This is a genomic window from Serratia ureilytica, assembly GCF_013375155.1.
GTDB classification, from domain to species: domain Bacteria; phylum Pseudomonadota; class Gammaproteobacteria; order Enterobacterales; family Enterobacteriaceae; genus Serratia; species Serratia ureilytica.
In genome coordinates this window covers 297672-313051 of the sequence record NZ_JABXOF010000003.1, presented here as the reverse complement: position 1 = coordinate 313051, position 15380 = coordinate 297672, and the positions used below count along the sequence as shown (strand labels likewise).

The 15380-nt window shown below is 63.2% G+C and carries 13 protein-coding genes; 6 read left to right on the top strand and 7 right to left on the bottom strand.

The features are described from left to right. Positions 1-17: 17 nt before the first annotated feature. A complete protein-coding gene (locus HWW83_RS07970) occupies positions 18-611 on the bottom strand; it encodes a TetR/AcrR family transcriptional regulator (protein WP_033643177.1) in 594 nt (197 codons plus the stop codon). Between the two features lie 140 nt (positions 612-751). On the opposite strand from HWW83_RS07970, the gene HWW83_RS07965 reads away from it, so the two are divergent. The 3 genes from HWW83_RS07965 to HWW83_RS07955 are packed head-to-tail and all read left to right on the top strand — an operon-like array spanning position 752 to position 3619. Next, positions 752-1807: a sugar phosphate isomerase/epimerase family protein gene (locus HWW83_RS07965; RefSeq protein WP_129993712.1), complete on the top strand. Its 1056-nt coding sequence runs from the start codon at positions 752-754 to the stop codon at positions 1805-1807. A 26-nt stretch (positions 1808-1833) separates the two neighbouring features. Continuing rightward, positions 1834-2727: an alpha/beta fold hydrolase gene (locus tag HWW83_RS07960; RefSeq protein WP_033643175.1), complete on the top strand. Its 894-nt coding sequence runs from the start codon at positions 1834-1836 to the stop codon at positions 2725-2727. After that, a complete protein-coding gene (locus HWW83_RS07955; RefSeq protein ID WP_176589188.1) occupies positions 2717-3619 on the top strand; it encodes an alpha/beta hydrolase in 903 nt (300 codons plus the stop codon). Before HWW83_RS07960 ends, HWW83_RS07955 begins: the two co-directional genes overlap by 11 nt. A 428-nt stretch (positions 3620-4047) precedes the next feature. Here HWW83_RS07955 and HWW83_RS07950 read toward each other — a convergent pair whose 3' ends face one another. Beyond that, complete coding sequence (locus HWW83_RS07950) at positions 4048-5481, bottom strand: NAD-dependent succinate-semialdehyde dehydrogenase (RefSeq protein WP_033643173.1); 1434 nt, start codon at positions 5479-5481, stop codon at positions 4048-4050. A 196-nt stretch (positions 5482-5677) separates the two neighbouring features. On the opposite strand from HWW83_RS07950, the gene HWW83_RS07945 reads away from it, so the two are divergent. After that, entirely contained in the window at positions 5678-6505 is an 828-nt protein-coding gene (locus HWW83_RS07945) for an AraC family transcriptional regulator (RefSeq protein WP_163965373.1), read from the top strand. Positions 6506-6603: 98 nt separating this feature from the next. Beyond that, positions 6604-7572 carry a DMT family transporter gene (locus HWW83_RS07940; RefSeq protein WP_060660678.1) on the top strand — a complete coding sequence of 323 codons (969 nt, stop codon included), beginning with the start codon at positions 6604-6606 and terminating at the stop codon, positions 7570-7572. 27 nt (positions 7573-7599) lie between these two features. On the opposite strand, the gene fusA is transcribed toward HWW83_RS07940, so the two are convergent. Together fusA and HWW83_RS07930 are read right to left on the bottom strand one after the other, a co-directional pair. Further along, positions 7600-9705 (bottom strand): elongation factor G, encoded by a 2106-nt coding sequence (fusA, locus tag HWW83_RS07935; RefSeq protein ID WP_033643170.1) that lies wholly within the window; start codon positions 9703-9705, stop codon positions 7600-7602. 248 nt (positions 9706-9953) lie between these two features. Beyond that, complete coding sequence (locus tag HWW83_RS07930; protein ID WP_004938127.1) at positions 9954-10202, bottom strand: glycine zipper domain-containing protein; 249 nt, start codon at positions 10200-10202, stop codon at positions 9954-9956. Between the two features lie 221 nt (positions 10203-10423). Here HWW83_RS07930 and HWW83_RS07925 point away from each other — a divergent pair, with 221 nt between their 5' ends. Next, the gene (locus HWW83_RS07925; RefSeq protein ID WP_033643169.1) at positions 10424-11920 is read left to right on the top strand and encodes an alpha/beta hydrolase; all 1497 of its coding nucleotides are present in this window, start codon (positions 10424-10426) and stop codon (positions 11918-11920) included. Positions 11921-11965: 45 nt separating this feature from the next. Here the strand turns inward: HWW83_RS07925 and HWW83_RS07920 are convergent, their stop codons facing one another. The 3 genes from HWW83_RS07920 to HWW83_RS07910 form a co-directional block, all read right to left on the bottom strand. Next, positions 11966-12511: a cysteine hydrolase family protein gene (locus HWW83_RS07920; protein WP_033643168.1), complete on the bottom strand. Its 546-nt coding sequence runs from the start codon at positions 12509-12511 to the stop codon at positions 11966-11968. A 222-nt stretch (positions 12512-12733) separates the two neighbouring features. Next, on the bottom strand, positions 12734-13771 hold the full coding sequence (locus tag HWW83_RS07915; RefSeq protein ID WP_089197090.1) for an ABC transporter ATP-binding protein: 1038 nt from the start codon (positions 13769-13771) through the stop codon (positions 12734-12736). Then, positions 13768-15351 (bottom strand): ABC transporter permease, encoded by a 1584-nt coding sequence (locus HWW83_RS07910; RefSeq protein ID WP_129993050.1) that lies wholly within the window; start codon positions 15349-15351, stop codon positions 13768-13770. The genes HWW83_RS07915 and HWW83_RS07910 overlap by 4 nt, the downstream gene beginning before the upstream one ends. Between the last annotated feature and the right edge of the window lie 29 nt (positions 15352-15380).

The following is a 15380-nucleotide window of genomic DNA, read 5'->3' as shown; positions in this document are numbered from 1 at the left end:
CCGCATTCAAGAATCGATTAGGCGCGGTCGCCCAAGGCCGTCAGCGCCACGTTTACCGCCGCCAATAACCGCGCCTCGGTGACGCCGTCACGCGCCTGAATCGACAGGCCGTGCAAGAAGACGGCGAAATAGTCACCCAGGCTGTCGGCGTCGGTGTCGGCCGGCAATTCGCCGGTTTGCACCGCCTGCCGCAGCCGTTCGACGATCTGCTGCGTGCGCTGCAGCCGATGCTCTGCCAGCCAGGCTTTGAGCCCGTCGTTTTCCGCGCTGACGCTGGCGGCGGCGGAGACCACCATGCAGCCTTGCGGCAGATCGGGCCGGCTATAGAGCCGCACGGCGTCTTCCAGCAGGCGTTTGAGCGCCGGGCGAATGCCGCTTTCCGTCGCGAAGGCGCGATCGGCGAAGCCCCCTTCGGCGGTTTCATAACAGGCAATCGCCTCGCGAAACAGCTGCTCTTTGGAGCCGAACGCTTTGTAGATGCGTGCGGAAGCGATGCCCAACTCCGCCACCAGATCCGACATCGAAGTGCCTTCGTAACCTTGCCGCCAGAATAAGTTTCGCGCCTTCAATAGCGCCTGTTCGCGATCGAACTCGCGCGGTCTGCCTGCCATTCGCTGCTCCAATTTACCTGCCATTCAGCGACATAGGATCGCTTAAATCGACGGGAATACCAATGCCTTTATAAATTTCGCTTGCGGTCGCCGCGCTTTGCTCCTATTGTTTGTCAATCGACAACCAATAGGAGTTTACGATGAAAACCCTCAAAGGTCCAAGCCTGCATCTCGCGCAATTCAGCGATGACGCGGCGCCGTTCAACAGCTTGCCCGCCATTGCCGAGTGGGCGGCGCGGACCGGTTTTACCGCCTTGCAGATCCCGGCCTGGGATCGGCGTTTATTCGACGTGGCCACCGCTGCGGAAAGCCAAACTTACTGCGACGATTTGACCGGCATGTTGGCGGAGCAGGGGTTGGTGGTCAGCGAACTGACCAGCCATATCTTCGGCCAGCTGATGGCGGTGCACCCGGCTTACGATGCGCTGTGCGACAGCTTTGCGCCGCCGGCGCTGCAGGGCGATCCCAAGGCCCGCGGCGAGTGGGCGCTGCAGCAAATGCTTTTGGCGGTGAAGGCGTCGGCGCGGCTGGGGCTCAGCGAACTGGGCACCTTTTCCGGTTCGCTGGCCTGGCCCTATCTGTTCCCGTTCCCGCAGCGCCCTGAAGGATTGATTGACACCGCGTTCAACGAGCTCGCCAAACGCTGGCTGCCGGTGCTCGACGCCTGCGAGGAGCAGGGCATCAATCTGTGTTATGAAATTCACCCGAGTGAGGATCTGCACGACGGCGTGACGTTTGAGATGTTTCTGCAGCGCGTCGGCAACCATCCGCGTTGCCGGGTGTTGTTCGATCCGAGCCACATGGTGCTGCAGCAGCTTAACTATCTGGAGTTTATCGATATCTATAAGGACGTTATCGGCATGTTCCACGTTAAGGACGCCGAGTTCAATCCGACCGGTCGTCAGGGCATATACGGCGGTTTTCAGTCCTGGATCGATCGCGCCGGCCGTTTCCGCTCGCTGGGCGACGGCCAGGTCGATTTCAACGGCATTTTCTCCCGTTTGACGCAGTATGGCTATCCGGGCTGGGCGACGCTGGAGTGGGAGTGCTGCCTGAAAAATCCACAGGACGGCGCTCGCGAAGGCGCGGCCTTCATTCGCGAGCGCATTATCCGTGTCACCGACAAAGTGTTTGATGACTTCGCCGGTGCGCCGGTCAATCCTCAGCAGATCAATGCATTGCTCGGCATTCGCTGAGCCTGACCCCACAGGGAGTTAACCCCATGAAACACAGTCAAAACGAGATCCTGTTGCAGGATCTCGCGGCGGAACACGTCTATACCCAGGTCAACGGCCGGCGCCTTCACTGCGTGGTGGCCGGCGAAGGGCGGCCGGTGCTGCTGATCCCCGGCTGGCCGCAAACCTGGTACACCTGGCGTTATGTGATGCGTGCCTTGGCGGCGGCCGGTTTTCAGGCGATCGCCGTCGATCCGCCGGGCATCGGCGACTCTGACAAGCCCGCCGGCGGCTACGACACCGGCAGCATCGGTGCGGCGTTGCACGCGATGATGGCGCAGCTGGGCCATCAACGTTACCAACTGGTCGGCCACGATATCGGCATGTGGATCGGTTACGCCATGGCGAGCGATTTCCCGCAGGCGGTGGAGCGTCTGGTACTGACGGAGGCGGTGATCCCCGGTCTGGCGCCGCCGCCGCCGATTTTCGTCGCGCCGGAGGAGAATATCTTCCTGTGGCATTTCATGTTCAACCAGCTGGCGGATTTGCCGGAGACCCTGACCCAAGGGCGCGAGCGGGAGTATCTTGGCTATATCTTCAACCGCTGGTCTTATCGGCGCGATCGGGTGGCGGCTAAGGTCTATATCGCCGCCTATTCGGCGCCGGGCGGCCTGCGCGCCGGATTCGACTATTACCGGGCGATCCCGGAGACCGTTCGCCAGAACCGGCTGCGCGCCGCCACGCCGTTGACGATGCCGGTGTTGACGGTGGGAGCGGAGCACGCCACCGGCGACGCGCCGCTGACGACGCTACGGGGCAATGCGCGCGATCTGCGGGGCGAAACGGTCGCCGGCTGCGGCCATTTCATCACCGAGGAGTGTCATGAGGCGTTTATCGCGCTGATTGCGCCGTTCCTGGCGGGAGAGCAACATGCCGCTTGATGAACGCATCGCCGCCTTTTTGGCGGCCTCGGCCGACGCGCCGCCACCCGCGTCGTTGGCGGACATGCGGGCGGCCACGGAAAGCGGTTTGCGTCTGCTGCAGGGCGCACCGCAACCGAGCGGCGGCGTCAGGGATTTTACGCTGGTCGCCACCGATGGGCACCGGATTGCGCTGCGCGCCTATCTACCGGCGGGGGAAAGGCGCGCTGCCGCACAACCGGCGATGCTGTTCGCCCACGGCGGCGGCTGGTGCCTCGGTTCGCTGTCGCTGTATGACCAGCCCTGTCAGGCGCTGGCTAACGCCACCGATCGGATAATCCTGTCGGTCGATTATCGACTGGCGCCGGAGTTTCCTTTTCCACAGCCGCTGGAAGATGTCTATCAGGCGCTCTGTTGGGCGGCGCAACAGGCGCCGCAGTTAGGGATTGACGCTGACCATCTGGCGGTGGGTGGTGACAGCGCCGGAGGCAATCTGGCGGCGGCGGTCGCGCTGTTGGCGCGGGATCGCGGGGGCCCGCACATTGAACGTCAACTGCTGCTGTACCCGGCGCTCAGCCGCGAAATGGCGACGAAGAGCTATCGCGAATTCGCCGAGGGGCATTTTTTGACGCGCGACGCGATGGTGTTTTGTTGGCAGCAGTACCTGGCCCAGCGACGCGATCCCGGCGCCGAGCCGCTGCATGCCGCCACGCTACGCGGGTTACCGCCGGCCACTATCCTGAGCTGCGAATATGATCCGCTGCGCGATGAGGCCGAACTGTATGCGCAGCGGCTGCGTGAGGCGGGTGTGGCGGTACGCTGTGAACGGTTGCCGGGCATGGTGCATGCCTGCATTCACATGTTGGGGCTGGCCCCGGCGGCGCGGCGCCTGTTCGAGCTGGCTCGCGAGTAAAAAGTTCACGCTAAGACGCGATGAACCATTCTTATCCCATTCGTTTGATGTTGTGTTATGAAAGGCAATGAAAATAGTGAGATAAGCAGGGTGTTGGGCGCCCTTGAAGACGCCGAACGCAGGCATAGCGCATTAGGAGAAACCGCCATGGACGGCGGTTTCAGGTGAGACAGGCAGGGACGCCTGTCGCAACCGGCCTCAATGCGGTATGGCGGAGAGAGGGAAGTTGGCAAAGCCAACCGTCTGATAGGGCAAAGGCGCGGGTTGCCAGGGGCCGCGCCTTCGGCCCCTGGCTCGGTCGAAGCGTATGAGCTTCATGGCGCATCTCACCTTTATCGACCGAAAACTGCACAAATACGTTCAGAAAAACGCTAACTAACCAGGATTACCCGCATTGCGGGGCTTCTGGCTATTCATCCGACGTGCGATTAACGGCCGGCGACGGTGACAAAACGCGTTTCCAGGTAGGACTCGATCGCTTCGCTGCCGCCTTCGGTGCCGTGGCCGGAGTCCTTCACGCCGCCAAACGGCGTTTCCGGCAGGCCGAAACCGATGTGGTTGATGCTCAGCATGCCGCTCTCCACGTCGCGCCCCAGCGCATTGACGGTGGCGATGTTGCGGCTGTAAGCGTAGGCGGCCAGCCCGTACGGCAGGCGATTGGCTTCGGCGATCGCCTCGTCGTAGGTGGCGAACGGGCGTAGCAGGGCGACCGGGCCAAACGGCTCTTCCGACATGGCGCGCGCGCTCAGCGGCACGTCACGCAGCACCGTCGGCTCGAAGAAGTTGCCTTTGCCCGCCACGCGTTTGCCGCCGGTGCTGGCCTTCGCCCCGTGGGCGATAGCGTCTTGCACCAGCGCCTCGATATTGTCGACGCTGCGGCCCAGCACCATCGGCCCCATCGTCACGCCGTCTTCCAGCCCGTTGCCGAGCTTGAGTTCACGCACCGCGGCGGTGAATTTCTCCACGAAGGCTTCATAAACGCCTTGCTGGATCAGGAAGCGGGTCGGGGCGATACAGACCTGGCCGGCGTTGCGGAACTTGGATTGCGCCAGCTCTTTGGCCGCCGCGTCGAGATCGGCGTCGTCGAAGATCAGCACCGGCGCGTGGCCGCCCAGCTCCATGGTGGCCTTTTTCATATGCTGGCCGGCCAGCGCAGCCAGATGTTTGCCCACGCGGGTGGAGCCGGTGAAGGAGATCTTGCGAATGGTCGGATGCGGGATCAGGTATTCCGAGATTTCCGCCGGGGTGCCGTACACCAGCGCGATCACCCCGGCCGGAATGCCGGCGTCGGCGAAGGCTTTGATCAGCTCAGCCGGTGAGGCCGGCGTTTCTTCCGGGCCTTTGACGATGATTGAACAACCCGCCGCCAGCGCGGCGGACAGCTTGCGCACGATCTGGTTGATCGGGAAGTTCCACGGCGTGAAGGCGGCCACCGGGCCGACCGGCAGTTTCAGGGTTTGCTGCTGCACGTCGCGAGCGCGGGACGGAATAATCTGCCCGTAGGTGCGGGTGGCTTCGCCGGCGAACCACTCGATCACGTCGGCGGCGTTGAGAATTTCGATTTTGGCCTGCGCCACCGGCTTACCCTGTTCCTGCGTCATGATGGCGGCGACGGCGTCGGCGCGTTCGCGCAGCAGCGCAGCGGCTTTGCGCATCAGGTTGGCGCGCTGGTGTGCGGCGGTGTTTCGCCAAACGTTAAACCCGCGTTCGGTGGCGGCCAGCGCCAGATCGAGATCCTCTGCGGCGGCGTGCGCCACTTGACCGATGATCTCGTCGGTAGCGGGGTTGGAGACCGGCAGGGTTTTTCCGGCCAGCGCGCTGCGCCATTGTCCATCGATATACAGTTGAGTATCCGGATACATTGTTGCCTCTTGTTTGCGGAGTGTCAGGGGCCGATGAGCTTCGCGATGCGGCCCGTCTGAAAGGGACAGGGACCTTAACCCTACGCCGAATGGCGCCGATCGTCCAGGCGAGGGGCACGAAAGGACCAGGGCGGCTACTCAACCGGCGATGTTTTGGCTATGCTGAGCAGATTGTCAGCACGGATGAGGAGGTCGAGTGCAAGGGGTTCCACAACAGTTTCCGTTCGAGAAGGACAGCGCGCAGTTCCGGCATTTGTCGCATCTGCCCGGCGTCGAACTCTATCAGGCGCATATCGAACGCTATGCCTTCGAGCCGCATACCCACGACGCCTTCGCCATCGGCACCGTGGACACCGGGGCGGAGCGCTTCCGCTATCGCGGGGCGCAGCACCTGGCGGCGCCGGGCGCGCTGGTGCTGATGAATCCTGACGAGCTGCATACCGGCGAAGCCGAAACGCCGGGCGGCTGGTGTTACCGCATGCTCTATCTGGCGCCCGAGGCGCTGGAGCAGCTGTCCGGCGATCGGAGCCAGTGGTTTACCGATGCGGTGCGCCACGATCCGCGGGCGGCGCAGCGCCTGTCCGCCATTCTCGCCGCGCTGTGGCAAACCGACGATCCGCTTACGCTCGACGGCCTGCTGTTGGAAGCGGTGGCGTTGCTGCAACCGCACATCCGCACAGGGCGCCGGGAGAAAGCCGAGGCGGCGCACCGTTTCGAGGTGGTGAAAAGCTACCTGCACGATAACTTCGCCGAGGCTATAACGCTCAACCAACTGGCCGAGCTGGTGTCGCTCAGCCCGTACCATTTCCTGCGCAAGTTCAAGGCCGAATATCACGTCTCGCCGCAGCAGATGCTGATGGCGATCCGGCTGTCGCAGGCCAAACGCATGCTGGAGCGCGGCATGCCCGCCGCACAGGTGGCGGCGGCGGCGGGGCTGACCGATCAGGCGCACCTGACGCGCGCCTTCGCCAACCGTTACGGCGTCACGCCAGTGCGTTTCCAGAAACAGGTGAAATTGGGCTAAAACAGCAACCTGCTACAATAATTCCTCCCCGCGTTTTCGTTACTCTGCCGCTGTCTTGTCGGGCGGGTTGGCCGCACCGGCCGTTTGTCGGAGTTGTTATGTTCATTGGCGTTGTGTTTGCCCTGGCCGCCGGGCTGATGTGGGGATTGATTTTCGTCGGTCCGTTGCTGGTACCGGACTATCCCGCCGCGCTGCAGTCCACCGGGCGCTATCTGGCCTTCGGGCTGATCGCCTTGCCGCTGGCGTGGTTCGATCGCCGCCGCCTGCATAAGCTGCGGCGCCAGGATTGGTGGGAAGCGCTCAAGCTGACAGCTATCGGCAATCTGCTGTACTACCTGTGCCTGGCCAGCGCCATTCAGCGCACCGGTGCGCCGGTGTCGACCATGATCATCGGCACCTTGCCGGTCGTGATCGCCATTTGCGCCAATCTGTTTTACGGCCGGCACGACGGGCGCCTGGCCTGGGGCAAACTGGCGCCGGCACTGCTGTTGATCGTCTGTGGATTGGCGTGCGTGAACGTCGCCGAGCTGCGCGGCAATGCGGTGCCGATCGACGGCTGGCGCTATCTCAGCGGTCTTGGGCTGGCCGTGTTGGCGGTGGCGTGCTGGACCTGGTTCCCGCTGCGCAATTCACGCTGGCTGCGGGAGAATCCGACGCAGCGTCCGGCCACCTGGGCCACGGCCCAAGGGCTGGTGACGCTGCCGCTGGCGCTGCTGGGCTATCTGGCGGTCTGCGGTCAGTTGGCGCTGAGCGAGCCGGCGTTCGCCTTGCCGTTCGGCCCGCGCCCTGAGGTGTTTATCCCTCTGATGCTGATCATCGGCGTGTTCTGCTCCTGGCTGGGGGCGCTGTGCTGGAACGAAGCCAGCCAGCGGCTGCCGACGGTGTTGGTGGGGCCGCTCATCGTGTTCGAAATTCTGGCGGGGTTGGCGTATACCTTTCTGTTGCGCCAGGCCTGGCCGCCGCTGCTGACGCTGGCGGGCATCGTCTGTCTGATGGCCGGCGTGGTGTACGCCATGCGCATCAAACCGCAGCCAGTGGTGGTGGCGCTGGAGGACAAGCCGAGGTGACGCCCGCCGTGGCGGCGGGCGTGAGGGTTAACGCTTGCTGTGGTGAATGATCTCTTCGGCCACGTTGCGCGGCGCTTCGGCGTAGTGGCTGAATTCCATGGTGTAGGTGGCGCGGCCCTGCGACATCGAACGCAGGGTGGTCGAGTAGCCGAACATCTCGGACAGCGGCACCTTGGCGCGAATTTCCTTGCCGCCGCCGCCCGGGATATCTTCCATACCCTGCACCAGACCGCGGCGTGAGGAGAGATCGCCCATCACGTTGCCGGCATAATCCTCCGGCGTTTCTACTTCCACCGACATGATCGGCTCGAGGATCACCGGATCCGCCAGGCGGCAGGCGTCCTTGAAGCCGAAGATCGCCGCCATGCGGAACGCCTGTTCCGACGAGTCGACGTCATGGTAAGAACCGAAGGTCAGGTGCACCTTGACGTCCACCACCTGATAACCGGCCAGCACGCCGTTATTCAGCGCCTCGAGCACGCCTTTTTTCACCGCCGGGATAAACTCGCCGGGAATGACGCCGCCCTTGATCTCATCGAAGAACTCGAAGCCTTTGCCGGGTTCGTTCGGCTCGACGGTCAGCACCACGTGGCCGTATTGCCCTTTACCGCCGGATTGGCGCACGAACTTGCCTTCCACGTCGGCCACCCGTTTGCGGATGGTTTCGCGGTAAGACACCTGCGGTTTGCCGGTGGTGGTCTCCACCCCGAACTCGCGGCGCATGCGATCGACGATAATCTCCAGGTGCAGCTCGCCCATGCCGTAGATAATGGTTTGGCCGGATTCTTCATCGGTGCGCACGCGGAACGACGGATCTTCCGAAGAGAGCCGCTGCAGCGCGATGCCCATTTTCTCCTGATCGCCCTTGGTCTTCGGCTCGATCGCCTGGGCGATCACCGGTTCGGGGAAGGTCATGCGCTCCAGCGTAATGATGGCGCCGGGATCGCACAGCGTATCGCCGGTGGTGACGTCCTTCAGGCCGACGCAGGCGGCAATGTCGCCTGCGTGCAGTTCGTCGATGTCCTTACGATCGTTGGCGTGCATCTGCACGATGCGGCCGATACGCTCCTTTTTGCCCTTGATTGGGTTATAAACGCTGCTGCCTTTGGCCAGCACCCCGGAATAGACGCGCACGAAGGTGAGTTGGCCGACGAACGGGTCGGTCATCAGCTTAAACGCCAGCGCCGAGAATTTTTCGTTGTCGTCGGCTTTGCGAGTGATGATTTCATCGTGTTCGCCGTGGCCCTCCATCGGCGGCACGTCGAGCGGCGAGGGCATCAGCTCGATCACCGCGTCCAGCATGCGCTGCACGCCTTTGTTGCGGAACGCCGATCCGCACAGCATCGGTTGGATTTCGCCGGCGACGGTGCGCACCCGCAGCCCGTGAACGATCTCCTCTTCGCTCAGCGGCACCTGATTGAGGTATTTCTCCATCAGTTCTTCCGACGCTTCGGCGGCCGCTTCAATCATGTTTTCACGCCACTCCTGCGCCGATTCGCGCAGGTCGGCCGGGATCTCTTCGAAGCTGAAGTTCATGCCCTGCGAGGCTTCGTCCCACAGAATGGCTTTCATCCGCACCAGATCCACCACGCCGCTGAAGCGGTCTTCGGCGCCGATAGGAATAACGATCGGCACCGGGTTGGCTTTGAGGCGTTCGATCATCATTTTGCGCACGCGGAAAAAGTCCGCGCCGATGCGGTCCATCTTGTTGACGAACGCCAGCCGCGGCACTTTGTATTTGTTGGCCTGGCGCCAGACGGTTTCCGACTGCGGCTGGACGCCGCCCACCGAGTCATAGACCATGACGGCGCCGTCCAGCACGCGCATTGAGCGCTCCACTTCAATGGTGAAATCGACGTGCCCGGGGGTGTCGATGATATTGATGCGGTGCTGCGGATAATTATGCTGCATGCCGTTCCAGAAGCAGGTGGTGGCCGCCGAGGTGATGGTGATGCCGCGCTCTTGTTCCTGCGCCATCCAGTCCATGGTCGCCGCGCCGTCATGCACTTCGCCCAGCTTGTGGCTGACCCCGGTGTAAAACAGAATCCGCTCGGTGGTGGTGGTCTTGCCGGCATCGATATGCGCGGAGATGCCGATATTGCGGTAACGTTCGATAGGGGTGGTGCGAGCCATAATCAACCTTTCTTAGCCGCGTGAAGGAGAGCGGCTTAAACAGCATGGATAATGATGATAATCCTCATAGGGTTATCCGCCGGATCGCAGAGCCTTGCTCTGGTCACAAACTAATCGTAGTTGAAGGCGTTGGTTTTTTTAAGCGATGGTTGTGATAGATGAAAGTTTGCACGCACAACGGCGCCGGCGCAGAAAAGGGCGAAAAAAAGGCCCGTAACGGGCCTATTGTCGTAGGGCGCATTCGCCGCTTATTTGCGTCCCAGCAGGAAGCCGAAAACGATGCCGACTGCCGCCGCAACGGCCACGCCGGCCAGCGGGTTGGCTTCCACCTGCGTTCTTACGCTGTCCGCTGCGTCACGGGCGGCATAGCTGGCCTGGGAGGCGTACTTGCGCGCCGCGCCGCGCACCTGATGCTCCGGCGAATCGACGGCTTTACCGAACGCTTCTTCTACCGCGCCTGCGGCTTCATTGGCTTTGTCTTCCGCTTTACCAAACATGCTGCTCTCCTGTTCCTTGTGGGTTAACGAACTCTAAGCCTAGCAGGTGAACGGCGTTTTTTGCAGCATTCTGTGCGTTATAAGATCAATCCGAGCAAAGAAAAGTCTTTCCATACGCACGACGTCGGCTTCACCCGCGCATTTTTTTATGTTCTATTGGCTAGCGGTTTAACCGAGTATCGTTACCCTTTGACCGATTCGTTGAGTTGAAAGGACTCCCCATGTCAGTACTGCGTATTCTGGCGCTGCTCGCCGCGACCGCCGCCGCGTTGCCCGCCCAGGCCAAACCTGCGGCTCACGGCGCGGCGCCCGAGAACGGCGTTCGTTGGCAATCTTGTCTCAACAGCGGCTTTCAGCGTTGGTTCGATGAAGCGCCGCAGGCGGGGCTGCGCTGCGGCTACCTCGACGTGCCGTTGGTTTACGCTACGCCTCCCGCCCATTCGGCGCAGGCGGGGGAACCGACCGTGCGTCTGGCGCTGACCCTGCTGCCCGCCACCGGGCCGAAAAAGGGCAGCGTCGTGGTGATCAGCGGCGGGCCGGGCCTGCCGGGGATCAATCCTTATCTCGGCAACGACGCCCACGTCGCCAAACTGCGTAAATCCTACGACATCATCGGTTACGATCCGCGCGGCGTCGGTCAATCGACGCCAAAAATTTCCTGCCAGGTGGCCGAAGGTGACGAACTCCCTGAACCGGACGACAACGACGTGGCCGGCGCGGAGAACCAGACGCGCACCCTGATCGCCGCCTGCATCAAACAGACCGGCGCGGACGTGCTGCAACACATCGGCACCGACGAGGCGGTCAACGATCTGAACGCGATCCGCCATGCGCTGGGCGAACCGGGGCTGACGGCGGTGGCGTACTCTTACGGCACCAAGGTGGCGGCGCTGTATGCCGAACGTTTTCCGAAGAAAACGCGCGCGCTGGTGCTGGACGGGGTGGTGGATCTGGCGGAGGACGATTTCACCCAGCGCATGAATCAGGAGCGAGGCTTCCAGCAAAGTTTCCTGCGTTTCGCCGCCTATTGCGGAAAAACCGACAGCTGCCAGCTTGGCGGCGGCGCCAATCAGGCGCTTCAGCGTTATCATGCTTTGCTGCGCAAGCTGCATGAGCAGCCGTTCGTCACTGCGGCGGGCTATGAGATCTCCGCCGACGATGTGCTGACGGTGACGCGTTCGCTGCTGTTGTGGCCGGAGCGCTGGCATGAACTGGCCACCGTACTGCGCCAGCTCGATGCCGGCATCGCCGGGCAACAGGTTTCCGATCTGATCGACGAAAGCTATTCTCCGGATGCCGATGATGCCCTGAACGTCATCACCTGCGCCGACGTCGCCAACCCAACGGCCGATCCGCAGCTGTTGCGCAGGCAGCGGCAGGAGATTAATACCGCCGCTTTATATGCCCACTATCTGCCGCTGCACGAGTATCCGCTGGAAATGTGCGACCTGTGGCCGTACCGCGGCAAAGATCGGCCGCACATGCCGGTGGCGTCCGCCGCGCTGCCGCCGCTGCTGTTCGTCGCCCAGCGCTACGATCCAACCACGCCGTACCGCAATGCCCAGGTGATGGCCTCGGCCTTTAAAAGCCCGCTGATCACCCGCGAACGCGACGGACATACGTTGGCGCTGAACGGCATCGACAGCTGCGTCGACGAAAGCGTGGTGGAGTATCTGCTGGCGCCGAAAAAGCCGCGCCGCGACAAGGTTTGCCGCTGAGGAGGCCGGGCGTTGGCCCGGCCTGGCAGCCAAGTCGCGCGTGTTTTAGAATTTCACCTCTTCCGCCAGCGCCAGCGTCACGAACGGCCCCGACAGGGTCTGGTTATGGTGACGGATAATGGCGTCGGCGCCGAGCGCCGCCGTGTCCGAACAGCTATGGGCATCGGCGGCCAACACCAGGTCAAATCCCAACTCCGCGCCGCGCCGACACGCGGTGTCTACGCAGTATTGCGTTTTCATTCCCGAAATCACCAACCGACCGATGCCGGCTTGCTTAAGCCGCTCCGCCAGGCCAGTCCGGTAAAAACAGCTGGGATGGGTTTTATCGATGAACCAGTCGGCTTGCGCATCGGTGTCGAGATCGGGGTGAACTTGCCACAGTGGACTGTTTGCGGCGATAGGTGAACCTGCCGGGCCGGTGTGGCGAATAAACACCACGAGCGCATTCGCCACGCGTGCGGCGCGTATCAACGCATGGGTCTTCGCCAGAAGGGTTTCGGCGGCGAACGGGGGATGGTCCGGCGAGGCGAACAGGCCGACTTGCATGTCGATAACCAGCAGGGCGCTGCGCGGTGCGGGGATAGTTGGCATAGGTCTTCTCCGTAATGAAATTGCCGGCGGGCACGGAGAAATAAAAAACCCCGGCCATGGCTGGCGGGGCTTGGGGATACGTCGTTAGCTGTTGCGCACCCGTGCAGCCCGCCATTGCGTGGCGGTTGCGGTGGTGGTGGTGGTGAGGGCGTGCGCGATGCGATTCATGCCATTGATAATGCGCGGTGGTGAGGGGAACGTCAAGGGTCGCTCCCCACACTTTCAGCCGGTGAAAATATGCGCTTGCCCCATCACGTTGAGACTGACCTGCGCCCCGGGCCGCAGGCCTTCGCGGCTGACGGTTTTGATCTCGAGCTGCGCGCCGTCGGCGGCCATTTGCAGATTGAGGGTGGAGACGAAGCCGGCGAAATCGATGCCGGTGATCACCGCCTGGCCGCGCTGCGCCGGATCGGACAAACCGATTTGAATCTGCTCCGGACGCAGCATGATGCGCGCCGAGCCGCTGCGTTGGCGATCGTCGACGGCGATGCGCCCCAATGCGCAGTCGGCCCAGCCGTGCGCCAGCTCGGCGGTCAGCACCAGCGTTTCGCCAAGGAAACTGGCGGTCGGTTCATCGACCGGGCGCAGATAAAGATCCTGCGGCGCGCCTACCTGCGCCAGCCGACCGTTGCGCATGACCGCCACCTGATCGGCGAACGACAACGCCTCGCTCTGATCGTGGGTGACCAGGATCGACGCGACTTTGGCCTCCGTCAGCAGTTCGGCCACCGCTTTGCGGGTGGCGGCGCGCAGGCCGGTATCCAGCGCCGAGAACGGCTCATCCAGCAACATCAGCCGCGGTTGCTGCGACAAGGCGCGCGCCAATGCGACCCGCTGTTGCTGTCCGCCGGACAGTTCGTGCGGCCACAGGGCGGCCAGGCGACGATCCAGCGCCACCATCTCCATCAGCGCCTCGATGCGACGCTGTTTTTCGCGCTTGCTGCCTTTGAGGCCAAAACCGATGTTGCCGGCGACGGTAAAATGCGGGAACAGCGCGCCATCCTGCGGGACGAAGCCGATGCCACGCAGGTGCGCCGGCACCCAGCCGCCGCCGTTGCCCATCGCTTGCCCCTGCAGCAGAATTTGTCCGCCGTCGGGGATTTCAAAACCGGCGATGATGCGCAGCAGGGTGGTTTTGCCGGAGCCGGAAGGGCCGACGATCGCCGTGCGGCTGCCGGCGGCAACCTGCAGGTCGATGTGTTCCAGCACCCTGATGGCGTTATAAGATTTTTCGATACCGTGCAGTTCGAGCGTGCTCATAGTCCCGCCGTGCGTTTAGATTGAGAATAAAGAAGCCAGGTGAGCGGCAATGACAGCGCCACCATAATCAGCGCATAAGGTGCGGCGGCGACGTAGTCTATCTCGCTGGTCAGCGCCCAAAATCCGGTGGCCAGCGTGCGGGTGCCGTTCGGCGCCAGCAACAGCGTGGCGGTCAGTTCATTGGCGATCGCCAGGAACACCAGCGCCGCGCCCGCCGCGGCACCCGGCGCCGCCAGCCGCAACGTGGTGCTCCACAGCGCCTGCGCCGGCGATTTACCGAGGCTGCGCGCCACGTTTTCCAATTCCACCGGCGCCTGTGCGATGCCGGCGCGCAGGTTGATCAGCGCCCGCGGCATAAACATCAGCAAATACGCCAGCAGCAGGGTGATTTCGGTTTGGTAAATCGGCCGGAAGCTGTGAATGGTGATGGTCACCAGGGCCAGCGCCACCACGATGCCGGGCAGCGAGCTGGTCACGTAGTTACAGCCTTCCAGCACGCGGTACAGCCGGGCCGGATAGCGCACCGACAGCCAGGCCATCGGAATGGCGCACAGCGTAATCAGCAGCGCGCCAGAGGCGGACAGCGACAGCGTTTGCCACAGCGCGGGCCACAGATCGGCGTTGCGCCATACGTCGAGGCCGCCCAGCCATAGCCAGCGGGCCAGGGTGATGAAAGGCACGCCCAGCGCCAGCGCGGTCAGCGCGATCGGCAGCAGCAGCGCCAGCGCGGCGAGCGGCGCTGACAGGCGACGCGGCGTTTGGCTGCGGGCGCTGCCGGAGCCGACGCGGGCATAGCGCGCGCGGCCGCGGCTTATGGCCTCAAGCAACAGCAGCCCCAGGCAGCACAGCACCAATACGCCGGCCAGCATGTTGGCCGCCGGACCGTTGAAGGTCGACTGGAACTGATCGAAGATGGCGGTGGTGAAGGTATCGAAACGGATCATGGCGTACAGGCCATACTCCGCCAGCAGGTGCAGCGCGATCAGCAGCGAACCGCCCCAGACCGCCAGCTTCAGCTGCGGCAACACCACACGGAAAAACACCGCCGGCGGCCGGGAGCCGAGCGAGGTGGCGACGTCTTCGATACCGGGATCCAGACGGCGCAAGACCGCGGCGGCCGGCAGGTAGATAAACGGAAAATAGGCGAGCACCGAGATGAAAACGCCGGCGCCCAGGCCGTGCATCGACGGCACCAGACTGATCCAGGCATAGCTTTGCACAAAGGCCGGCACCGCCAGCGGCGCGGTCGCCAATACCGCCCAGAGACGGCGGCCCGGCAGCGTGGTGCGTTCGGTCAACCAGGCCAGGGCCACCCCCAGCACGGCACAGATCGGCAGCGTCAGCACCACCAACAGCAGGGTATTCAACAGCAGCTCCGCCACGCGCGGGCGGAAAACCAGAGCTTTGACCGTTTGCCAGCCGGTTTCAAACGCTACGCCGATAACGAATCCCAGCGGCAGCAGCGCCAGCAACGACAGCAACACGGCGCAGGCCACCACGATCGGCCCCGGCCGCGGGTGACGAGGGATAGTGGAATAACGCCGCGCGGTCTGCGCGGCGTGGGTACTCAGGTTTGACATAACGATCAAAAACTCTCGGTTTGCCGGCG